The organism is Rickettsiales bacterium (genome assembly GCA_035765535.1).
Classification (GTDB): Bacteria; Pseudomonadota; Alphaproteobacteria; order Rickettsiales; family JABCZZ01; genus JABCZZ01.
In genome coordinates this window covers 128,794-149,680 of the sequence record DASTXE010000004.1, presented here as the reverse complement: position 1 = coordinate 149,680, position 20,887 = coordinate 128,794, and the positions used below count along the sequence as shown (strand labels likewise).

The window sequence follows — 20,887 nt, the reverse complement described above, 5'->3', positions numbered from 1 at the left end:
GAACCGATTTAGCGATACGATTTATTGCGATTACTAATCGCTGTGGACGATCAGGTTATCCTGCACGGACTTCACACCGTCTACGTGATAGGTGAGCACTTCTGCACGGTCTCTGATTGCCAGCGAATCCACGAACCCGCTAAGCTGTACGGTGCCGCGCATCGTTTCCACGTGGATCTGCGGTGAGTCACGGCGCGTGGTGGTATCATTGACTAACTGCGCTTTCACTTTGGAAGTGATCGTGGCGTCGTCGAGATATTGTCCGCCGCTTTCCTTGCCTGAGAAGACCGCGCAGCCTGCAGCCAGCAACGTCATCATGCTGAGAGCAACGATGCATTTCAGATTATTATTCTGTGTCATGGGTTCCTCCATATTTCTAAACCTTGAGACGTTGTGGAATGTAGGCAGGCAGGCATAAGATTTCTACCGTCCATACAAGATTGCGGCATAAAGGAAGTGTAAACGGAATATAGCTGATTCAATAGGTTGTCCTGGATGTGATTGAGTTCTTCCAGGAAATGCGTATATTATTTACATGGCCATCTGGATCGCATTTTTTCGTGGTATTAATGTCGGGGGCAATAATCTGCTGCCTATGAAGGCGCTCGCGGCGCTTCTGGAAAAGCAGGGATGCACGGAAGTGGTGACTTATATTCAGAGCGGCAACGCGGTTTTCCGTCATAAGGAAGGTAATGCGGCCAAATTGTCCGGCATTATCCGCCGCGCCATAGAAGCACAGCATGGTTTTGCTCCTCATATGGTACTGTTGCGGCTGGAGGAGTTGGAACGTGCCGCTGCTTCCAATCCCTTTTCCCATGCGGAGCAAGACCCTAAAAGTCTCCATGTGTTTTTCCTGACGGAAACACCGCCCTCTCCGGATATGCGGGAATTAGAGAGTGTGAAAGCGGCAAACGAGGCGTTTTTCTTACAGGACAGGCTTTTTTACCTCCATGCACCTGATGGGATAGGGCGTTCAAAGCTTGCGGCTAAAGCCGAACGTCTTCTGGGCGTAGGTGCAACAGCCCGCAATTGGAATACGGTGTCTAAAATGCTAGAACTTGCAAGAGGTTGTGAGTAACAGAAGAGGATATTATGACCAATTGTCATAAAACCTTCATTAGGATATCCGCGCTCACGCGTATATAGTTTTATACGATAAAAAAGAACTGGATGGAGTTATGGCAATACAGGATATGCAAGGATCCGTGGCGGAAAATGAGAGCCAGATAGCGGCAGGTATCGGCGGCAAACCCCGCAGTCCGACAGCTATGGAAGAAGCCCAGGCCAAGCTTGCTACCGTAGATGCCTTGATGGGGCAGCTCGGAATGGAAGAGCAGCGCAGACATCTGCGTTATGAAGTTGCCAATCTTTCCAAAGCCACCACCATGTCATTCGTTGCCTGGCCCGCTGCCGGTGGCGTGCTTGGTGCGGCGGCATCCTATTTTGCGGCGGCCAAAGCAAATCTTAAACCGTGGATGAAAGCAGCAGCGGCCGCTCTGGGTGGTGCTATATCTGCTATTGTCTCAGGGAAACTTGCTCCTAAAGCCGGAAAAATGGAGCAGCTGGCCGGACAGATGAATGCATTGTCCGATAAATATGCCCAGAGGGTGGAAGAACATGTCGGCCATATGGCTGAGCAGATGGCTGCGCAGCAATCGGCCATGCCAGAAATGCCGCAACAGTCGCGGCCTGAACAGACTGCTGCGACCGGAGCCCCTTCTGCGCAAGATAATGCCGCTGGTATGTCCAAAGAAACTGCGCCTTCAGCGGATACGGCGATGAACCAGCATCCCGCTGTGATCGAGGATAAGGCAATCAACGATATAGCTCACGCCAAAGATGCAACACCAGACACACCGAATGCACATAATTCTGCGGAGCCCCACCATCATGTGCCGGGCGATATGGCAGGTAAGGGGAGCATGGCCAGTAAATTTGCTCCTCAGGGATCGACTTCCTATATGGACAGAACCGGTGGCCAGCGGGCAGAGACAAGCCATGAGGAAAGAGCCATCGAGCGTCAGCAGCAGGCGGACAGGGTAGGCTCGGCACCGGTGCGCTGATCCCATTGTGGGGCATGGCGTTATAGCCTGAAAAATAAACCACTTCTTTACCTTCCTATGGTATCATTGGTATAATGAATATATCAACCAGTGGAGTATTCCCATGTCGCGTTCCATTATTGCCGGTTATGTCCGTTCCCCATTCACCTTTGCCAAAAAAGGTGAGCTTGCGCGTGTCCGCCCTGACGATCTGGCTGCGCAGGTGATCAAGCAGCTTCTTGCAAAGACAGGTGCAAAGCCGGAAGGAATCGAAGATCTCATCATGGGCTGCGCATTTCCCGAAGGCGAGCAGGGCATGAATATCGGGCGCATGGCGGTGTTTCTATCCGGACTGCCTGTCAGTGTCGCCGGATCGACGCTGAACCGCTTCTGCGGATCTTCCATGGATGCCATTCATATCGCTGCAGGGAAAATCGCGCTGGGGGCGGGAGAAGCATTTATCTGTGCCGGCGTGGAGTCTATGACACGTGTTCCCATGGGCGGCTTCAATCCGCTGCCGAATCCCGGGCTCTATGCCTCCTTCCCGCAGGCTTATGATGCCATGGGCAAGACAGCGGAAACGGTTGCGAAGAAATACGGTATTTCACGTGCAGAGCAGGAGGCTTTTGCGCTTAAAAGCCACCAGAAAGCTTCTGCCGCTTCTTTTGCGGATGAGATTGTTCCCATTACCACCAAAGGGGGCGTTGTTGCCAAAGACGGCTGTATCCGTGCGGATGCATCGCTGGAAAAAATGGCGACGCTTGCTCCGGCATTCGATGCGAACGGCACGGTAACCGCAGCTACCTCTTCGCCTGTCAGCGATGGTGCGGCGGCTGTGCTGGTGTGCTCGGAAGCCTATGCCGATAAGCATGGTCTGCCCAAGCTTGCAGCCATTAAATCCATTGCGCTGGACGGTGTGCCGCCGGAAATTATGGGGATCGGCCCAGTGACGGCAGCGCAGAAAGCCCTTACGCGCGCGGGATTAACGCTTAAGGACATGGATATCATCGAACTTAATGAAGCATTCGCTGCACAGTCGCTTGCGGTCATCCGCGATTTGGGGCTTGACGAAAGCAGGCTGAACCTTGAAGGTGGGGCGATTGCCATCGGCCATCCGCTCGGCGCATCGGGCGCAAGGATCACCGGCAAGGCGGCATTGCTGCTGCACCGGAATAAAGCGAAATACGCGCTTGCGACAATGTGTATCGGCGGCGGCCAGGGCATTGCTACTGTCCTGGAGAAAGTATGAGCCTTGTAGAGATTTGCCAGCCTGCATTCGATGTTGATATCGACATCAAATACGCCACTTCCGATAATTTTACGGGGGTGCCTGTCTATAAGGCGCCTAAATGCTTCCTGCATGTGGAAGCGGCGGCAGCATTGCAGAAAGCGATTGCCCTGGCAAAGCCACTGGGTTTGCGGTTCATGATATTCGATGCTTATCGTCCTTCGGAAGCGCAATGGAAATTATGGGAACATACGCCGGATCCGGAATTCTTGGCTGACCCAGCCAAGGGCTCACCGCATTCACGCGGCGTTGCGGTGGATCTGGGATTCCTGGATGGCGCAGGCAGGCTGCTGGATATGGGCACGCCGTTTGACGCATTCACGCCGCTTTCACACCATGGGCGAACGGATATTCCTGTTGAGGCGCAAAAGAACCGTTTGTTGCTGATGGGTATTATGACCGCTGCCGGCTGGGATTTTTATCGTAATGAATGGTGGCATTACCAGCTTTTCAATTCCCGCAGTTATGCATTGCTCAGTGATGCGGATGCGGGCACAGGCATGATGTAGGAAAACGATGGCATCGGGTAACAGTAAAATACTGGGATTTACGCTCATCGAACTGAGCATCGTGCTCGTGATTATCGGCCTGATCGTTGGCGGCATATTGACAGGCCGCGACCTGATAGAAACCGCAGCGCAACGCGCACAGATTGCGCAGATCGAGAAATACGGCACGGCGATACGTACGTTCCAGCTTAAATACGGGTATTTGCCAGGCGACATCCCGGATCCTTATGCTTCCAATTTCGGTTTCTCAGCAAGGGGAACCGGTGTACCGGGAGGTGAGGGAGACGGCAACGGCATTCTGCAGGGATATGTTGCGGCGGATGGTGTCACCGGAGCTGCTGCCGAAGCTGTCGGAGAAACGGCCATTTTCTGGGCGGATCTGAGCACAGCCGGGCTGGTTGACGTCAATATACAGAGTTACGACGCCAAAGGCGCCGGTTATCCTTCCGCATATCATATCAACAGCCAGGCTATCACCCTGAGCAGTTCTCCCGGCCTTTATCAATGGCTGCCCACCGCAAAACTGGGAAACGGCAATTTCGTGTATGTCTGGAGCAATGCTTCAAGCGCTAGCGTTGCCAATACTTATAAGAATTATTTTGCGGTTTCAACGATCACGGATTTCTTCAATAATCACGATTACGAAACGACCGTGAATCCTGGCGTTACGGTGACACAGGCCTATAATATTGATAAAAAGACTGATGACGGGGTGCCGCTGGCAGGTAATGTCACAGCCTGTTACGTCAACTGGAATTCCGGATATCATGGTTATGGTATTCCCCCTGCCGGGCTATCGCTTGGCCAGACAGGAGCAAATGCGGGATGGGCTAATGGCAGCCGCTGCAATGCGTTTACGACCGCAGTGACGTATGATCCGGCCAATTGCTACGATAATGGCGGAGTTGCCGGTAAGGCGCAGGCTTACTCTGTTGCTCAGAATGCAAGTTCTACGAACTGCGCATTATCTTTCGGGCTTCAGTAAAGTCTGTTATGCCTTATTGCAAATAGAGGTTAGCACCCTCTAAAATCAGGCAGCCTTCTTCAGTGCGAGGCGCAGGCGAGCGAGTTTGCCGCTGATGGAGTTATCCAGCAGCTTGCTGCCGATTCTGACTTGCATGCCGCCGATCAGATCCGGGTTTTCACTTAGCTGCAGTTCCACTTTCTTACCGGTTGCTTTCGCTATGGCCTGAGCCAGAGTATCGGCTTGTTTCTTGTCCAGCGCGGAAGCGGTGGTGACTTTCACCGGGAGTTCGTCGCGGCTTTCCGCCAAGCGGGCGAGGTATTTGTCGATGATCTGGCTGGTCAGCGAAAGCCTGCGGCTGCGTGCGAGCAGGGTAAAAAAGCGCTGGGTGAGATCGGATGCCTTAGCTGCGGTGAGCAGCGCGCTAATAGCTTTTTCAGCCTGCAGGCGCGTGACCACGGGGTTGTTCAGGAATTTCTGGAGTTCCTCGCTGCCGGAAAGCATATCTTTCACGGTCAGCAGGTCTTTCTTTACGTTATCGTGCAGTTTTGCTTCGGCTGCCATATCGAAAAGGGCGCTTACATAGCGGGCAGCGATGACATTGGAGTAGGAAGACATAAACTAAAGTACCTTACAAATTTTATTCGGTTCCGTTTCCCTTACGCAAGCGTGCGGATGGAAAAGGAAAGCGACCTGCCCTAACATGGATTTGGCGGTTATGCAAGCTTTCTTCGCATTTTTGGCCAAATACTATGCCTGAATATGAAAGTTTGCCTTGGCAAGGCGGGCAAGATAACCCGGGACGATATTGCTTACGGATTGCGGTGCAATCCCAAGGTCTGCAAAGGTTTTTACCCCCTGAGTGACGATGCTGTCATGCTGGAGCAGGATAACCTGATCGCGCGTCAAAGGCGGGCATGGCAGGAACTGAGCCACGCTGCCCAGTAAACCGGCCAGGGAAAAGGGAATGTTAATGAAACAGGGCTTGCGTCCTATGGTGCGGCTTGCGAATTCCATGATGCCGCGCATGGTGTAAATATCCGGTCCGCCCAATTCGAATGTTCCGGGAATTCCGGCCAGGCATACTGAAACGGCCTGTGCCACGTCGCCGACGTAAACCGGCTGGAAGCGTGTCTTGCCGCCGCCGATCAACGGCAGGCAGGGAGCGATCTTAGCGGCTTTGGCGAAGCGGTTGAACAGATTATCTTCCGCGCCGAAGATGGCGCTGGGGCGCAGGATGGAAGCGCCCGGATAGACTGCGCGCACGGCGCGTTCCCCGGCGGCCTTGGTACGCGCATATTGCGACTGACCGGCACCGTCCGCGCTGAGCGACGAGACATGCACGAAATGCGGCACGCCAGCCTGCGCGGCCATTGCAACGAGTTTTTCCACGCCTTCGACATGCACGGCATTGAAGCGCTGCCTGCCGCGTTCATAAAGAATCCCGGCGAGATTGACGACGGCAAAAGAATTATCCAGCTTGCCCTGCAGGGAGGCGGGCTTTGTAATATCGCCCGACATCAGCGCGATCTGCCCTACATCGCCGTAGGTCTTTAATTTAAGCGCCGAATCCACGTCGCGCGCGATAACGCGCACCTGCCAGCCCTGGGCGGCCAGCAGTTCAATAACATAGCGGCCGAGAAAGCCCGTACCGCCAATGACTGTGATAATCTTTCTTTCCATAGGGGAATATTTCTAAGCAAAAGCGCCGGTAAACTCAATCGCTTTTTTGGCCGGGGCGGATTTAAAAATTCCGATATAATACCACAACTTAACCGCGAAGCTTAAAAGACTTAACGGTTTTTAACGATTTATTAACTAAAATTATGCTATATTACACCCATTATGGAACAATAGGTTAATTCTTAACATTTTATTTTCATTAACCATATGCAGTACTGCACCCTTTCCACCTTCTTCTTTTCCCGTTTATTCCGCAAGATCGGCAACCAGGGCTCCGTCGCTGTGGAATACGCCATCCTGCTTCCGGCATTTATTGTCCTATCTCTGGCGGTCATCGAATTCGGCATGTATTTCGTCAAATCGGAGATCACTTCCAGCGCCGTCAGCAGCCTTGCGCAGGCCATCCAGCGCGACCCAAGCCTTACGAATGCGCAGTTGCAGACTCTGGCAAAAAGCTATGGTTCCGGGTTGGTCAAGTTCCAAACGGGCGGTAATTATATTTGCGGACGGGCCTATGCTTCCGCTGCGGTTGCACAAGCGGCGACTCCTTGTGCCGATACAAACTTTAACGTCAGTGATCCGACAGGAACAGGTGCGTATTATATAGTTATCAGCGCTGCGCTGGCAAAAAGCAGCGTTACGCCACTGGGGAATTTTGTTAAAGGGGCGAAGAACATACAGATCACGCAGTCTTCCGGGGTCGTGCAGATCGGTTCAATTGTGCCCAAGGATTGCACTAAAAATGGTTATTTTCTTCAATACGACCATACGAAGAATCCGCCCTGGCAGTGCGTACCTTTCACTCAGACGGGCAGCGGAAGTACGGCTACAGATTGCAGCGAGCCATGGCAGAAGCTGACCTATAATTCTAAAACAGGATTGTTCTCCTGCCAGAATATTCCTTACGTGTTTGCCGGCGGCATTGCATGGCCGAATACCAAGGCCAGTTCTTCTCACTGGGACGGCACAGGCGGCATCGCTCCGGATTGGGCTGCAGCTCCGTGGATTTCAAGCGGTTATCCCACTACGCTACCCTATGCCACAATCTGTACGCATATCACTTTTACGGTTCCGGCCGATCTTCCTGCCGGACAGATTGTAGCGCAGGGTAACCTGATCTATCCCGGTGCGGGTAATGACGGTAACTGGCATGACTGGGCAGTCTCGTTCGTCCATCTGGATACTGGTCCGCCGCCTCCGACGAGTTCCGCCTATAGTGGCAGCGCCGATATGTGCATGGCCAGCGGCGGTAACTATGGGCCTTACACCGAAAGGCTGGTGTATTCGGAGCATGCTTCCTGGACGATTATTTTTATCCCTAATTAAAGCATGAAAATTCCTGAAGCCCGCTGTCTCTGACTGCGGGCTTTTTGCTGTCATGGTTTTCCTGCCATGCAACTATTTTTATTGCTTTCTTCCTTGTTCTTTTCATTTGTTTAATTTAAGAACGGTATTGCTGATTCATTTCAGATTCGTCAGTGCCATCGCTAACTCTTGGAGTTTTTCATGCGTCGCCTCCTTCCTCTTTCCGTCGCAGCAGTCGCCCTCGTTATTTTTTCCGGTATCAGCCTCGCAGACAAAAATGACACGTATGATATGCTGAATCTATTCAGCGAGGTGTTCCAGCGTGTGCGCACGGATTACGTGGAACCGGTGAAGGACACGGATCTGATTGAAGCGGCGATCAACGGCATGCTTTCTTCGCTCGATCCGCATTCGAGCTATCTGAACGAAAAGAATTTCAAGGAAATGGAAATCCAGACCCGTGGCGAATTTGGCGGGCTTGGTATTGAAGTTACGATGGAGAACGGACTTGTAAAAGTAGTTTCTCCGATCGATGACACTCCGGCCTATAAAGCTGGCATTCATGCAGGCGACTATATCAGCATGATTAATGAGACGCCGGTCATGGGCATGACGCTGTCCGATGCAGTAGATAAAATGCGCGGCCAGCCGGACACCAAGATCAAACTCACGGTGCTGCGCGAAGGCGAAAACGAGCCGCTCAGCTTCACGCTGACGCGCGCGATCATCCGTATCAAGTCCGTGCGTTCGCGTGCGGAAGGCGACGGCATTATCTATCTGCGTATCACCCAGTTCAACGAGCAGACGATCGACAAGCTGAAAGACGAGTGGAACAAGCAGAAGAAAGCCATGGGCGGCATTAAAGGCATCGTGCTCGACCTGCGCAACAATCCGGGCGGTCTGCTGGATCAGGCAGTGGCTGTCTCCGATGCGTTCCTCGATGGCGGCGAGATCGTCTCTACCCGTGGACGCGACCCGGAAAATAACAAACGCTTCATGGCGCATGGCGACGATATGGCCAAGGGCGTTCCGATGGTCGTGCTTGTGAATAACGGTTCGGCTTCCGCATCGGAAATCGTGGCCGGTGCGCTGCAGGATCACAAGCGTGCAGTTATCCTGGGTGTGAAATCCTTCGGCAAGGGGTCGGTGCAGACCATCATGCCGTTGCCGGGCCATGGTGCGATGAAATTGACCACGGCGCGTTATTATACACCTTCGGGCCACTCCATCCAGGCCAAGGGTATTACGCCGGACATCATCGTCGAACAGGCTAAGATTGAGCCGATCAAGCGTGCCATGAAGCCGCTGTTTGAAGCAAACCTGCCGCATCGTCTGCGCAGGGAAGATGAGTCGTCGTCGGCGGATGACAGCGAAAAAACGGCTGGTTCAGGCAAAGGCAAGAAAGAGGAATCTTCTGAAACTGCGGACGGGGATCTCCCGGCCAAGGAAGACTTCCAGCTTTCACGCGCTATCGATCTGCTGCGTTCGCTTGCAATCTATAAGACGATTAACTAGGCACGCCGTTGAGGCGTCGCCTGGTGCCTGCGTCATCTGAAGGCTGATGGGGTCATGAATGTGAGTGGGATACTCGGTAAGTTACGGACGAATGGCACGCAACGGCCGAGGAAGTTTTCATTCGCTTTCTACCTGTGGGCGGCGTTGGCATATGCGCTGGGTATTTTCCTGATGACGCTGCTGATCAAGGTGGCTTTCTCAGGCCGCGAACTCACCCAGCAGGCAGTGCATAACGGCCAGCGTGCCGTCATCACTATCGCAAGCGGCACTGTTGAAGGCGGCGGTCTTCCAGCCAGCAATGTTGTGAATCCTGAAACGCATACGCAGCCTGTGAAAACGTTGCCTTCGGCACCGCAGACGCCGGACAAGCAGGGTATGATGCCCGTGCCGCTGGAAAGCCTCGTGGAAATGACGGACAAGGGAGCGCTGCCGATTGTCGGACCGGACGGCACGCAGCCCTGGAAATATTATTCGCGTCCTGCCGGCGTGAAAGCCCAGTTGCCGATGGTAGCGATCGTTTTCACTAATCTCGGTCTTAATGAATCGCAGACGCAGGATGTGCTGAAGCTACCACCGGAATTCACGCTTGGCTTCTCGCCCTATGCCAATGACAGCGGCAAGATTGCTTTCCGCGCCCGCAGGGACGGATTTGAATCGGTGGTGGATCTGCCGATCCAGACGTTCGATTACCCGTTCTCCGACCCCGGCATGTTCGGCCTGATGGAGGATTTAAGTCCGGATGAAAATATCCGCCGCCTTCACCAGGTGCTTTACCAGTTCCCCGGCTATATCGGCATGCTGGCGAGTGTGGGTGAAACGATGACGTCCAATAAGGAAGAGATTAAACCGTATCTTGTCGAGCTGAAAAAACGCGGGCTTTTATTCCTGTATGTGAAGACCCAGAAGAATTCCGATCTGGAGGATTTTGCAAAGATCAACGGGTTTTATACGCTGGGTATCGACGAATTGATTGATGCGACTCCGAGCAAAGGGTATATAGAAAACCATCTGCAAACCCTTGTGGATACGGCCAAGAAGCAGGGCTATGCCGTTGGGCTTGTCCATTCTTATCCGCCGACAACGGCAGCGCTGTCTGCCTGGGTGGATTCGCTACAGGGGCAGGGAGTCGTCCTTGTGCCGGTTTCGACCATCGCTAAGAAAGTATTGCCATGAGTTCTATTGCGTCATTACCTTATCGCCCTGGTGTGGGCGCTATGCTGCTTAACGCGGAAGGCAAAGTGTTTGTTGCCAAGCGTATCGACATGACTTCAGAAGCGTGGCAGATGCCGCAGGGCGGGATGGATGAAGGCGAATCACCCCGTGAAACCGTGCTGCGTGAACTGGAAGAGGAAATCGGTACCGGCAAGGCTGAGATCATTACCGAAAGCAAGGACTGGTATTATTACGACCTACCGGAAGTGCTGATTCCGCGCATTTGGGGCGGATGTTTCCGCGGCCAGCGCCAGAAATGGTTCCTGCTGCGTTTTACCGGCAAGGACTCGGACATTAATATTGCCACGCATGAGCCGGAGTTTTCCGAATGGCGATGGGTGGAACCGAAGATGCTGCCGGATCTTATCGTTCCGTTCAAGCGCCAGCTTTATACGGAGCTGGTGGCGGAGTTCCAGAAGTTCTTTTGATATTGGGAAGCGTCAGTTGTTGCCGTATTCCGCGAGCTTTTCCGCCTGATCGTGCGAGACGAGTTCGTCGATCAGCTCGCCCACTGCGCTGCCGTCCATGACGGCGTCGATTTTATAAAGCGTGAGGTTGATGCGGTGGTCGGTCACACGGCCTTGCGGAAAGTTATAGGTGCGGATACGTTCGGAACGGTCGCCGCTGCCTACCTGGTCCTTGCGTGAGGCGGCGCGTTCGGCATCGGCGCGGGCGCGTTCCATTTCATACAGGCGTGAGCGCAGGATCTTCATCGCCTTTTCCTTGTTCTTATGCTGCGATTTTTCGTCCTGCTGCTGCACGGTGCATCCGGTCGGGATGTGGACAATGCGCACGGCGCTGTCGGTCGTGTTGACGGACTGGCCACCCGGGCCGCTTGCGCGGAACACATCGATACGAAGGTCTTTTTCATTGATAACGATGTCGACTTCTTCCGCTTCCGGCAGCACGGCGACGGTGGCCGCTGAAGTATGAATACGTCCGCCTGCTTCCGTCACGGGCACGCGCTGTACGCGGTGCACGCCGGATTCAAACTTGAGTTTCGCGAATACCCCGCGGCCGCGTATTTCGGCGCTCGCTTCCTTGCAGCCGCCCAAGCCGGTGTCGGAGAAGGACAGTATTTCAAACTTCCAGCCCAGATTTTCGGCGTAGCGCTGATACATGCGGAATAATTGCGCGGCAAACAGCGAGGCTTCTTCGCCGCCCGTGCCAGCGCGGACTTCGATAATGGCGTTCTTCTCGTCGGCTGCGTCCTTAGGCAGCAGAGCAAGCTGCACCTGGCGCGTAAGATCGGGAATCTGTTTTTCCAGCGTGCGCAGTTCTTCTTCCGCCATGCGTTTCATCTCGGCATCGCAAGCCGGATCGGCCAGCATTTCCTGCATGGCTTTGCGTTCGTCGCGGGCTTTCTTCAATTCCCTGATCGAGTCCACGACAGGGCTCAGGTCTGAAAACTCCTTGGAGAGTTTTGCGAATTCATTTCCGGCATCCGGGCGCGCCATAGCATCGCGCAGTTCGTCGTGCCGGCGGGTGAGCATGTCTAGTTTATCTTCAAAATTCATGGGAGTTTCTTAATGTTTATCCTGCTAAGGTCAAGCGGGAATTATTTCTAAAGTCTACTATACCTTGCTGCAAATAGCAGTTTTACCGTCTTCCGCTGCTCACGTACTTTTACGTACGCTGCGCTGCGATTCCAGTAAAACTGCTATTTTCGCTGACGGTCTAGCGACTTTTGAAACAATCCCCTCCGTAAAGAAGTCTCTTGCATAAACGATCTGATCCGCGCATATAATCTAGCACATGGAAGCCTCCCACCGCAATAATTTCGATTTTTTGCGCTTTGTTGCCGCCGTTCTGGTGTGGTATGGCCATTGTTACACGCTGGGCGCGCTGCCCGATCCCATGACCCGTTTCGTGCCATTTGGAACGTTTGCCGATCTTGGAGTGGCGGTATTCTGCGTTATCAGCGGCTATTTCGTTACCCGCAGTTATGAGATAAATGAGCGGCTGCTGCCTTTTATTCGCAACCGTGCATTGCGAATTTTGCCCGCTCTGGTTGTGGTCATATTATTGACCGTTTTTGTGATCGGCCCTGTCAGCACGAAGCTCTCCCCTCATGCTTATTTTGTCAGTCCCTTGACGTTTGATTATTTGCACAATCTGCTGATCTTTCCTGTACGTGAACATCTGCCGGATGTTTTCAAAGATAATGCGAGCGACGTCGTTAATGGCAGTTTGTGGGTGCTGCCGCACGGGGTGCGGTTTTACGGCGTGATTGCACTGCTGGGCGTGCTCGGAATATTACAGCCGCGTTTGCTTGGCGTCATACTGCTGGGGCTTTTTGCCGTGCGGATATACGGGGCGGTCATGCACCTGCATTCCAAGCAGGTGTTTTTCGGTCATGCATGGAGTGAATGGGAAGTTATTGTGCGGCTGGCCAGCGAATTCGCTGCCGGTGCGTTCCTTTATCTTGCGCGTGAAAGAGTTCCCCCGTCGCTTGGAGGTTTTGCGATTGCGGCGGTTGTTGCAGGTGTCAGTATCTACCTCCCTTATCCGGCGGTGGGATATGTCTTGTTCGATATGACGATTGCTTACTGCATCATCTGTTTCGGATTCATGCGGCTGCCGCTGCTGCACGGATTTGGCGGCTGGGGCGATTTTTCTTATGGGTTTTACCTTTACGCGTTCGTCATGCAGCAATTCTTCCTGCACCTGCTCGGCAATGACGCGGATTTCAGGATGTTCCAGCTTGCCAGTTTCTGCGCGACATTCCTGTGCGCCGTGCTCTCCTGGCACTTAGTGGAAAAGCGTGCCCTAGCGCTTAAAACCTGATCTTGCATAAAAACCCCCGGGAAAGTATGATGTCGCGGTAACAACCGACCGGAAATGCAAGCATTTATGAGTAAGGCTATCACTGTTGAGAATTCCATGCCGTGGTCCAGCCGGCTGATCAGGGAATTGATCGGCCTGTTTTTTATCGGTTTTGCGTTCTTCATGGCCATTGCGCTGCTGGGATTCCATAATACCGATCCGTCCCCGAACCGCATCAATAACAATCCCGTGCGCAATATGGCCGGGCCATTAGGAGCTGCGATTGCGGATTCCGTCATGCAGCCGTTGGGGTTGGCTTCGATCCTTGTTGTATTGATGATTGCCGCCTGGGGCTGGCGGTTGCTGGCGAGCAAGCGCGTGCCTTCGCTTGTAGGGATACGTTTTGCAATGTTCTTGTTAAGCCTTGTGCTGCTTTCCTCCATTCTGTCTTTGCTTGAAGTTCCCGTGTCGTGGGATAGCGGGTTGGGAGGTGCTATCGGCTTCCTCACGAAGAGCTGGGTGCTTCATCACTTCAATGCGGCGCTCTATGCGCTAGTTGCCGTACCGTTGCTGCTGCTAGCGCTGCCGGTGGCGCTGGGGCTTACCTGGCGCGAATGGCGTGCGCTCAGCCGGGGTACGTGGAAAGCCATACGTGGGGCTTTCAATATGGTAGGACTCGTGATCTTTGGGCGTTCGAGTGCGCGTGAGGAAGAGGAAGAAGATGAGGAATACGAGGAAGAAGGCCATAAGCGCCCCGCGTGGCTGCGCTGGCTCTGGGCGCGCAAGGAGCATAGTGAAGAAACGGCCGATGAGGAATATGAGGAAGAAGTAGAGGAAGAGGAAGAAGAAGAGGCGCCTCGTCCCGTTAGAAAGAAAATGCGCAAGGATCTGGTGGATACGGCGAAGCTCAAAAACCGTTCCCGCTCGGCCCAGACTTCATTCGACCTGCCGCAGCGCATGGGTGAATATGAAATGCCGTCGCTTACGCTGCTTGCGGAACCCGGCAAGAAATCCAAGAAGCAACAGGTCAGCGAAGCATCGCTTTCCCAGAATGCGCGCCTGCTGGAGACGGTGCTGAACGATTTCGGTATTAACGGCGAGATTGTGAAAGTGCGTCCGGGCCCGGTCGTGACGCTTTATGAGCTTGAGCCTTCGCCGGGAACAAAATCTTCGCGCGTGATCGGCCTGGCGGATGATATTGCCCGTTCGATGAGCGCGCTTTCGGCCCGTATTTCCACGATTCCGGGACGCAATGTCATCGGTATTGAGCTTCCGAACCAGTCCCGCGAGACCGTATATTTGCGCGAACTGCTGGAAGATGAAGGATTCGTGGGTACGCAGGCCAGCCTGCCGATTGCGCTGGGCAAGGATATCGGCGGGACTTCCGTGATCGTGGACCTTGCGCGCATGCCGCATTTGCTCGTGGCCGGTACGACGGGTTCCGGTAAATCCGTGGCCATCAACACCATGATCGCTTCGCTGATTTACAAGCTGACGCCGGATCAGTGCAAATTCATCATGATCGACCCGAAGATGCTTGAACTTTCGGTCTATGACAATATTCCGCATTTGCTGGCACCTGTGGTGACGGAGCCCGGCAAAGCCGTGGTGGCGCTTAAATGGACGGTCAAGGAGATGGAAAACCGCTACCGGTTGATGTCCAGCCTTGGGGTGCGCAATATCGATGGGTACAACAAACGCATTAACGATGCGAGCGCGAAAGGCGAGAATCTCGTGCGCTCCGTGCAGACTGGGTTTGATCCTGACAGTGGGTCACCTATCATTGAAGAAGTGCCGCTCGATATGAATCCGCTGCCGTTTATTGTGGTGGTGGTGGACGAAATGGCTGACCTCATGCTGGTTGCCGGTAAGGAGATCGAATCCTCCATCCAGCGCCTTGCGCAGATGGCGCGTGCGGCGGGTATCCATATCATCATGGCGACGCAGCGCCCATCCGTGGACGTTATCACGGGTGTGATCAAAGCAAACTTCCCGACGCGTATCAGCTTTCAGGTAACATCACGCATCGACAGCCGTACAATCCTGGGTGAGCAGGGGGCGGAGCAGTTGCTCGGTCACGGCGACATGCTTTATATGGCAGGCGGCGGACGCATTACGCGCGTGCATGGTCCTTTCATCAGCGACAATGAAGTCGTGGATATCGTCTCGCATTTACGTGAGCAGGGCGCGCCGACTTATGTTGAAGATGTCACGCGTGATGAGGAAGAGGAGTTGGGGCTCACGGAAGGTGGTGAGGGAGACGACAGTGACGACGGGGCGATCTACCGTCAGGCGGTGGCCATTGTACTGCGCGACCGTAAAGCCTCTACCAGCTATCTGCAGCGTACCCTTAAATTAGGCTATAACCGTGCCGCCCGACTGGTCGACCGTATGGAAGCCGAAGGTATTGTGGGACCGGCTAACCATGTGGGCAAACGAGAAGTTATTGGATAATAGGCTTATTTCCGAATAGTTGTAATATATTGCAGTTTGTGTGCAAGGATGTTACGATATAAAGATTAAGAAATTTTCAATTCCGGGAATGGCTTATGCGTATTTTGAAGATGCTGTTAGGGGACGATTCTGGGGCCACCGTAATTGAATACGCGCTGATCGCCATGTTCATTTCGATTGCTGCATTCGTTGCGATCCAGCAGATTGGTCATACGATCAATAATACGTTCAATAATGTCGCCAGCAATATGAGCCGTTAGGCTTTCTCCAAAATACTCTGGAAGTGCCTGCTAAAGAATAGATGAATTATGCAGGTGATTGAGCATGAAAAGGAAGAGGCGTCAAATCAGGAGCTACAAACTGTTGCCTTGCCTGCTGTGAAAAAATGAGTTCACGCGAATAATAACGTAAAAAAGCAGGGGAGTTATAATCCAATAGTTCCGGATATTTTCTCATAAACTCCGGCCAGCTTAATACTGTTTCGGAGTCTTCTAGCCGTTCTGCCACAAGCTGCAGGTAAACGATTGTAATGGTTTCGTGGTAGCCATTCATATTGCCATGGGATTGATTGAGGCGCTTAATGCCGTTTCGGACTATCGGTAAAGCGCTTGTCCAATCCCCATAAGCTTTCAGATATAACCATGCCATCCTGACATGGGCTTCATGTGTCCATTCAGCCTTGGATATTTTGCAGCCCTCAAAAGCAGCAAGAAAAAATTCATGTTCCATTAAGATCGCTATCTGGGAATAAGGATTCAAACGCTCGTTACGTAAGCATGCGATCACAACTGCGGATCAATGCGTTATCGGGTACGTAATGGAACTTAGGATTTCTTGCGGAACGCATCCAGCGTGATGACTTTCCCGCTTTCCTTCGGTGCACCATCCGTGCCCTCTGCGCTCTCGGCTCCGGCTGCGTCTTTTTCCTGTTCCTGCGACAGCGATTCTTCTTCGTCCATCGGAGTATTGTGGAACTTAAGGCCGAATTTCGTGCTCGGATCGGCGAAACCGGTCAGTGCGGCGAACGGGATGACGAGTTTTTCCGGAATATTGCTGAAGCTCAGCGTGACGGTGAATTTATCTTCAGAGATATGCAGGTCCCAGAACTGGTATTGCAGAACGATGGTGATTTCCTGCGGGTATTTGTTGCGCAGCGTGTCGGACATTTCGACGCCGGGATAATCCGTGCGGTAGGAAATGAAGAAATGATGCTGGCCGTGCAGTCCGGTGCGCTCCACCTGACGCAGTATGTCCCTCACTGCACCGCGCATGGCGTTATCGATGAATGCAGCGTAATCAATCGTTTCAGAAGTCATCTACTGTATCTTTCGTTCGCTATTTCGTTAGGGGGTTTCTGTTGCCCGGCACCCCCCCAGCCGCGTTACATACTAGAGTATGCGCTTAGCCCATTAGGCTGCAGCGCGAACTTCTACGACGTTGTTGTCGTTAGCAGCAACAAATGCAACGTTGTCGTTGGCATTTATAGTTTTTGATCCTTTACGGCGGTATCATGCCGAGCAAAAATTACACCTTTATTGCGCCCGTCGAGCCTAATTCGTCCCCATATCGTAGGCTATCCGCCTTTCCTTGCCCCACAGCCTGAAGGGCAGGGGAAGGCGGATGGTGGAGACGCCGGGTTCCGCCCCCGGGTCCGAATCGCCTATTCTGAGCAACCATTTATTGCCATAGCTGTTTCCAGCACCCTTATTATATAGAAAGGTACTGCAACTGGCAAGGGGCAAGGCGCGAGGGGTAGACCCAGGGGTAAAGGGGTGGTTTAGGGCTTAGAAAAGCGTTCTTAGGTGCTATTTAAGCAGCGCATCCAGTTTGCCGGCGGAATCCAGCGCGTAAAGGTCATCGCACCCGCCGACATGGGTATTGCCAATGAAGATCTGCGGCACGGTGCGCCTGCCACCGCTTTTCTCCAGCATTTCTTTCATGTAGTCCTGGTGCTGCGTGATATCGATCTCGCGATAATCTGACCGCCCCTTGCGCATCAGCAGATCTTTGGCGCGTACGCAATAAGGGCAGACCGGTGTGGTGTATATGGTGATTTCCTGCATCTCATTCTCCCCATTGATTTGTGCTTGCTGAAAGGCGGTAGTTTACCACAGGGCGGCTCTGGCATCCATTGATAAGTTTCACTTGTATTTAGACGGTTTTCGCCTAAAACAATCTATAACAGGTGCAGTGCGTCCAAGCGGCGGCTGCGGATCCATACGCACACCGACCATTCGAGGATAGCCCTAGTTCTATGGCAGGCAATTTACAAAACGCCATCGGTACGAAAATCGTCGTTCTGTTCATCATACTGCTCGTGCTGATAGGGCCGCTTTACCTTTCCGGGCTCGGCATCATCTACTGGAATTACGGCTATAAATACATGCAGGCCTGCGCCAATAGCGCGCGCTACCTGGAAACGATGCTGCAGTATCTGTTTAATTACTGGTATACGTATCACACGAATCCCAAGTTTCCGGGCGAGTTTACCGTACATCTGTTCGGGCCTCCGGTCATCTCGCTGTTTTTCAGCCTGACGCTTTTGTACATGATGCGCGCGCCGCTGATCGACTTCCGTCCGTTCAAGAAAAAAGAATCGCTGCATGGCGATGCGCACTGGGCGACGGAGTCGGAAATCAAGGCCGCAAAGCTGCGCGCGAAGAAGGGACTTCTGCTCGGACGCACCGGGCTCAACCGCTACCTGATCGCGGACGATTTCCAGCACGTGCTGCTGTTTGCTCCTACGGGTTCCGGTAAAGGTGTGGGCTTCGTGTTGCCGAACCTGGTGTTCTGGCAAGGGTCAATGATCTGTCACGATATCAAGGGTGAAAACCACGAACTCACGAGCGGCTATCGCGAAAAGAAAATGGGGCAGAAAGTGTTCATGTGGAACCCTGCCGATCCCGAAGGCCGTACGCATTGCTATAATCCGCTGGACTGGATTTCCAGCAAGCCCGGCCAGATGGTGGATGACGTGCAGAAGATCTGCAACCTGATCCTTCCCGAGCAGGAATTCTGGCAGAACGAAGCACGTTCGCTGCTGCTGGGCGTGATCCTGTATCTGTACGCGGTGCCGGAAAAACCCTGTTCATTCGGCGAAGTGGTGCGTACGATGCGCAGCGATGACGTAGTGTATAGTCTTGCGGTCGTGCTTGATACGATCGGTAAGCGTATCCATCCGGTCTCCTACATGAACATTGCGGCGTTCCTGCAGAAGGCTGATAAGGAACGTTCCGGTGTTGTTTCCACACTCAACTCCGGCCTCGAACTCTGGGCGAACCCGCTGATTGACACCGCTACCGCGTCGAGCGATTTCGACCTGCAGCAACTCAAAAAACAGCTGATTTCCGTTTATTGCGCTGTCACGCCGGACAACTTGCAACGTTTGGAGCCGCTGCTGAAAGTGTTCTACCAGCAGGCGACGGACTTCCTCACGCGTAAGATGCCGGGCAAGGATGAGCCGCACGGCGTACTTTTCCTGATGGACGAGTTTCCAACGCTGGGCGAAATGAAGCAGTTCCAGACTGGTATCGCTTACTTCCGCGGTTACCGCGTGAAGCTCTTTCTGATCGTGCAAGATACACAGCAATTGAAAGGTATCTATGAAGATGCGGGCATGAACTCGTTCCTGTCCAACTCATACTACCGTATCACCTTCTCGGCGAACAACATTGAAACCGCGAAGCTGATTTCCGAACTGGTGGGCAATAAGACGGTTAAGCAATATTCCAAGAATATTCCGAAGTTCCTCGATTTCGATCCCAAATCCCGTACGATGAACGAATCGGAAGTGCAGCGTGCGCTGCTGCTGCCGCAGGAAGTGATTACGCTGCCGCGTGACGAGCAGATCATCCTGATCGAATCGACGGCGCCCATCAAGACGAAGAAGATTTTCTATTACCAGGATTCGTTCTTTACCTCGAAAGTATTTGATCCGAAAAACCCCAAGAAGAGTGGTCCGCCGACCTGCTTCGTGCCGACACAGGAACCCTATGATCCGCGCAAGCATAAGAAAGCTGCTCCCAAAGAGCCGGAAAAACCCCAGTCTGGCGGCGGCGGAGGTGGGGGCGGCAAGAAGGAAGTGGCCACAACCTAGCGTTTTATTTATTCGCCTTCCGGTGGCGGGTTGCTGTGGCTAAATACCAGTGACAATAAGGGGCTTTTGGTGTATTGGGGGCTCTGAGGGCTAAAAAGCAACGTTTCTATAAAGGTATGTATTATGAAAATTACGCGCAAGGTCAAAGAGATTCTCAGCTGGTACGAAAGCGATAATCCCGGCACCAAGGCAAGCCTCGCCAGCATGCTCATGCATGGCAAGCTCGGCGGTACGGGCAAGCTCGTCATCCTGCCGGTGGATCAGGGATTCGAGCACGGACCTGCGCGCAGCTTTGCTCCCAATCCGGAAGCTTACGATCCTCATTATCACTTCTCGCTGGCAGTTGATGCAGGCCTGAACGCCTACGCAGCGCCGCTTGGCATGCTGGAAGCCGGTGCCGATACGTTTGCCGGTGCGATTCCGCTGATCCTGAAAGTGAATTCCTCCAATTCGCTGGTTCCCAAAGACCAGGCGCCGAACCAGGCGATCACTTCAACGGTGAAGGATGCACTGCGTCTGGGTTGCAAAGCGATCGGTTTCACGATTTATCCCGGCTCGCACGATTTGAACGACATGATTGAAGAAATACGCGAGATGACGCTGGAAGCGAAATCTTACGGTCTGGCTTCGGTTGTCTGGTCGTATCCGCGCGGCGGCTTCATCAGCAAGGACGGCGAAACCGCAGTGGATATCTGCGCTTACGCTGCACATATTGCTGCGCTGATCGGCGCGCATATCATCAAGGTTAAACCGCCGACGGATTTCCTTGAACTGCCGGAAGCCAAGAAGGTTTACGAGAAGGAAAAGATCGACGTTGCCACGCTGACCAAGCGCATTGCGCATGTAAAGCAGACCACGTTTGGCGGCAAGCGTATCGTGATTTTCTCCGGCGGTGCTTCCAAGGGGCTGAACGATGTGTATGATGAATGCCGCGCGATCCGCGATGGCGGTGGTAACGGTTCGATCATCGGCCGCAATACGTTCCAGCGCCCGAAAGCCGAAGCGCTCGACATGCTGGCGAAGATCATCGCGATTTATAAGGGAGAAGAGTAG

20 protein-coding genes, 1 other RNA gene and 2 pseudogenes are annotated in these 20,887 nt (G+C 53.3%); 15 read left to right on the top strand and 8 right to left on the bottom strand.

Annotated features, from left to right (window positions below; all coding sequences use genetic code 11):
- Nucleotides 1-33: 33 nt before the first annotated feature.
- Nucleotides 34-360 (bottom strand): BON domain-containing protein, encoded by a 327-nt coding sequence (locus tag VFT64_06620; GenBank protein ID HEU5047498.1) that lies wholly within the window; start codon nt 358-360, stop codon nt 34-36.
- Between the two features lie 175 nt (nt 361-535).
- Here VFT64_06620 and VFT64_06615 point away from each other — a divergent pair, with 175 nt between their 5' ends.
- The 5 genes from VFT64_06615 (at nt 536) to VFT64_06595 (ending at nt 4,824) form a co-directional block, all read left to right on the top strand.
- The gene (locus VFT64_06615; protein ID HEU5047497.1) at nt 536-1,078 is read left to right on the top strand and encodes a DUF1697 domain-containing protein; all 543 of its coding nucleotides are present in this window, start codon (nt 536-538) and stop codon (nt 1,076-1,078) included.
- A gap of 100 nt (nt 1,079-1,178) precedes the next feature.
- Nucleotides 1,179-2,063: a hypothetical protein gene (locus VFT64_06610; protein HEU5047496.1), complete on the top strand. Its 885-nt coding sequence runs from the start codon at nt 1,179-1,181 to the stop codon at nt 2,061-2,063.
- A 103-nt stretch (nt 2,064-2,166) separates the two neighbouring features.
- A complete protein-coding gene (locus VFT64_06605) occupies nt 2,167-3,291 on the top strand; it encodes a thiolase family protein (protein HEU5047495.1) in 1,125 nt (374 codons plus the stop codon).
- On the top strand, nt 3,288-3,839 hold the full coding sequence (gene ddpX, locus VFT64_06600; protein HEU5047494.1) for a D-alanyl-D-alanine dipeptidase: 552 nt from the start codon (nt 3,288-3,290) through the stop codon (nt 3,837-3,839). The genes VFT64_06605 and ddpX overlap by 4 nt, the downstream gene beginning before the upstream one ends.
- Nucleotides 3,840-3,846: 7 nt before the next feature.
- Nucleotides 3,847-4,824: a prepilin-type N-terminal cleavage/methylation domain-containing protein gene (locus tag VFT64_06595; protein HEU5047493.1), complete on the top strand. Its 978-nt coding sequence runs from the start codon at nt 3,847-3,849 to the stop codon at nt 4,822-4,824.
- Between the two features lie 45 nt (nt 4,825-4,869).
- Here VFT64_06595 and atpH read toward each other — a convergent pair whose 3' ends face one another.
- Nucleotides 4,870-5,421, bottom strand: coding sequence for an ATP synthase F1 subunit delta (gene atpH, locus VFT64_06590; protein ID HEU5047492.1), 552 nt, complete (start codon nt 5,419-5,421; stop codon nt 4,870-4,872).
- Between the two features lie 132 nt (nt 5,422-5,553).
- The gene (locus VFT64_06585) at nt 5,554-6,486 is read right to left on the bottom strand and encodes a complex I NDUFA9 subunit family protein (GenBank protein HEU5047491.1); all 933 of its coding nucleotides are present in this window, start codon (nt 6,484-6,486) and stop codon (nt 5,554-5,556) included.
- A gap of 207 nt (nt 6,487-6,693) precedes the next feature.
- Here VFT64_06585 and VFT64_06580 point away from each other — a divergent pair, with 207 nt between their 5' ends.
- From VFT64_06580 to VFT64_06565, 4 genes are all read left to right on the top strand, one after another.
- Nucleotides 6,694-7,812 (top strand): TadE/TadG family type IV pilus assembly protein, encoded by a 1,119-nt coding sequence (locus VFT64_06580; protein ID HEU5047490.1) that lies wholly within the window; start codon nt 6,694-6,696, stop codon nt 7,810-7,812.
- 180 nt (nt 7,813-7,992) lie between these two features.
- Nucleotides 7,993-9,306, top strand: coding sequence for a S41 family peptidase (locus VFT64_06575; protein ID HEU5047489.1), 1,314 nt, complete (start codon nt 7,993-7,995; stop codon nt 9,304-9,306).
- Between the two features lie 60 nt (nt 9,307-9,366).
- Complete coding sequence (locus VFT64_06570; protein HEU5047488.1) at nt 9,367-10,479, top strand: divergent polysaccharide deacetylase family protein; 1,113 nt, start codon at nt 9,367-9,369, stop codon at nt 10,477-10,479.
- Nucleotides 10,476-10,946 (top strand): RNA pyrophosphohydrolase, encoded by a 471-nt coding sequence (locus tag VFT64_06565; GenBank protein ID HEU5047487.1) that lies wholly within the window; start codon nt 10,476-10,478, stop codon nt 10,944-10,946. The genes VFT64_06570 and VFT64_06565 overlap by 4 nt, the downstream gene beginning before the upstream one ends.
- Nucleotides 10,947-10,958: 12 nt before the next feature.
- Here VFT64_06565 and prfA read toward each other — a convergent pair whose 3' ends face one another.
- On the bottom strand, nt 10,959-12,035 hold the full coding sequence (gene prfA / locus VFT64_06560) for a peptide chain release factor 1 (protein HEU5047486.1): 1,077 nt from the start codon (nt 12,033-12,035) through the stop codon (nt 10,959-10,961).
- Between the two features lie 238 nt (nt 12,036-12,273).
- Between prfA and VFT64_06555 the strand changes: the two genes are divergently transcribed.
- The 4 genes and pseudogenes from VFT64_06555 (at nt 12,274) to VFT64_06540 (ending at nt 15,998) form a co-directional block, all read left to right on the top strand.
- Nucleotides 12,274-13,305, top strand: coding sequence for an acyltransferase (locus tag VFT64_06555; GenBank protein HEU5047485.1), 1,032 nt, complete (start codon nt 12,274-12,276; stop codon nt 13,303-13,305).
- A 54-nt stretch (nt 13,306-13,359) separates the two neighbouring features.
- A pseudogene (locus tag VFT64_06550) lies at nt 13,360-13,887 on the top strand (DNA translocase FtsK 4TM domain-containing protein).
- 369 nt (nt 13,888-14,256) lie between these two features.
- A pseudogene (locus tag VFT64_06545) lies at nt 14,257-15,738 on the top strand (DNA translocase FtsK).
- A gap of 95 nt (nt 15,739-15,833) precedes the next feature.
- A complete protein-coding gene (locus VFT64_06540) occupies nt 15,834-15,998 on the top strand; it encodes a Flp family type IVb pilin (protein ID HEU5047484.1) in 165 nt (54 codons plus the stop codon).
- A gap of 46 nt (nt 15,999-16,044) precedes the next feature.
- Here the strand turns inward: VFT64_06540 and VFT64_06535 are convergent, their stop codons facing one another.
- The 4 genes from VFT64_06535 to grxC form a co-directional block, all read right to left on the bottom strand.
- Nucleotides 16,045-16,467 (bottom strand): hypothetical protein, encoded by a 423-nt coding sequence (locus VFT64_06535; GenBank protein HEU5047483.1) that lies wholly within the window; start codon nt 16,465-16,467, stop codon nt 16,045-16,047.
- A gap of 95 nt (nt 16,468-16,562) precedes the next feature.
- Nucleotides 16,563-17,054 (bottom strand): ClpXP protease specificity-enhancing factor SspB, encoded by a 492-nt coding sequence (locus tag VFT64_06530; GenBank protein ID HEU5047482.1) that lies wholly within the window; start codon nt 17,052-17,054, stop codon nt 16,563-16,565.
- Between the two features lie 26 nt (nt 17,055-17,080).
- Nucleotides 17,081-17,477: a transfer-messenger RNA gene (ssrA, locus tag VFT64_06525) on the bottom strand.
- Between the two features lie 66 nt (nt 17,478-17,543).
- On the bottom strand, nt 17,544-17,801 hold the full coding sequence (grxC, locus tag VFT64_06520; protein ID HEU5047481.1) for a glutaredoxin 3: 258 nt from the start codon (nt 17,799-17,801) through the stop codon (nt 17,544-17,546).
- A gap of 191 nt (nt 17,802-17,992) precedes the next feature.
- On the opposite strand from grxC, the gene VFT64_06515 reads away from it, so the two are divergent.
- Nucleotides 17,993-19,834 carry a type IV secretory system conjugative DNA transfer family protein gene (locus VFT64_06515; GenBank protein ID HEU5047480.1) on the top strand — a complete coding sequence of 614 codons (1,842 nt, stop codon included), beginning with the start codon at nt 17,993-17,995 and terminating at the stop codon, nt 19,832-19,834.
- Nucleotides 19,835-19,957: 123 nt separating this feature from the next.
- Complete coding sequence (locus VFT64_06510; GenBank protein ID HEU5047479.1) at nt 19,958-20,887, top strand: class I fructose-bisphosphate aldolase; 930 nt, start codon at nt 19,958-19,960, stop codon at nt 20,885-20,887.

Coding starts and splice junctions, on each gene's coding strand:
- VFT64_06575 (HEU5047489.1), top strand. CDS start 7,993: ATGCGTCGCCTCCTTCCTCTTTCCGTCGCAGCAGTCGCCCTCGTTATT.
- VFT64_06535 (HEU5047483.1), bottom strand. CDS start 16,467: ATGGAACATGAATTTTTTCTTGCTGCTTTTGAGGGCTGCAAAATATCC.
- VFT64_06515 (HEU5047480.1), top strand. CDS start 17,993: ATGGCAGGCAATTTACAAAACGCCATCGGTACGAAAATCGTCGTTCTG.
- VFT64_06605 (HEU5047495.1), top strand. CDS start 2,167: ATGTCGCGTTCCATTATTGCCGGTTATGTCCGTTCCCCATTCACCTTT.
- VFT64_06555 (HEU5047485.1), top strand. CDS start 12,274: ATGGAAGCCTCCCACCGCAATAATTTCGATTTTTTGCGCTTTGTTGCC.
- VFT64_06595 (HEU5047493.1), top strand. CDS start 3,847: ATGGCATCGGGTAACAGTAAAATACTGGGATTTACGCTCATCGAACTG.
- VFT64_06610 (HEU5047496.1), top strand. CDS start 1,179: ATGGCAATACAGGATATGCAAGGATCCGTGGCGGAAAATGAGAGCCAG.
- VFT64_06585 (HEU5047491.1), bottom strand. CDS start 6,486: ATGGAAAGAAAGATTATCACAGTCATTGGCGGTACGGGCTTTCTCGGC.
- ddpX (HEU5047494.1), top strand. CDS start 3,288: ATGAGCCTTGTAGAGATTTGCCAGCCTGCATTCGATGTTGATATCGAC.
- VFT64_06615 (HEU5047497.1), top strand. CDS start 536: ATGGCCATCTGGATCGCATTTTTTCGTGGTATTAATGTCGGGGGCAAT.
- grxC (HEU5047481.1), bottom strand. CDS start 17,801: ATGCAGGAAATCACCATATACACCACACCGGTCTGCCCTTATTGCGTA.
- prfA (HEU5047486.1), bottom strand. CDS start 12,035: ATGAATTTTGAAGATAAACTAGACATGCTCACCCGCCGGCACGACGAA.
- VFT64_06580 (HEU5047490.1), top strand. CDS start 6,694: ATGCAGTACTGCACCCTTTCCACCTTCTTCTTTTCCCGTTTATTCCGC.
- atpH (HEU5047492.1), bottom strand. CDS start 5,421: ATGTCTTCCTACTCCAATGTCATCGCTGCCCGCTATGTAAGCGCCCTT.
- VFT64_06530 (HEU5047482.1), bottom strand. CDS start 17,054: ATGACTTCTGAAACGATTGATTACGCTGCATTCATCGATAACGCCATG.
- VFT64_06620 (HEU5047498.1), bottom strand. CDS start 360: ATGACACAGAATAATAATCTGAAATGCATCGTTGCTCTCAGCATGATG.
- VFT64_06565 (HEU5047487.1), top strand. CDS start 10,476: ATGAGTTCTATTGCGTCATTACCTTATCGCCCTGGTGTGGGCGCTATG.
- VFT64_06510 (HEU5047479.1), top strand. CDS start 19,958: ATGAAAATTACGCGCAAGGTCAAAGAGATTCTCAGCTGGTACGAAAGC.
- VFT64_06540 (HEU5047484.1), top strand. CDS start 15,834: ATGCGTATTTTGAAGATGCTGTTAGGGGACGATTCTGGGGCCACCGTA.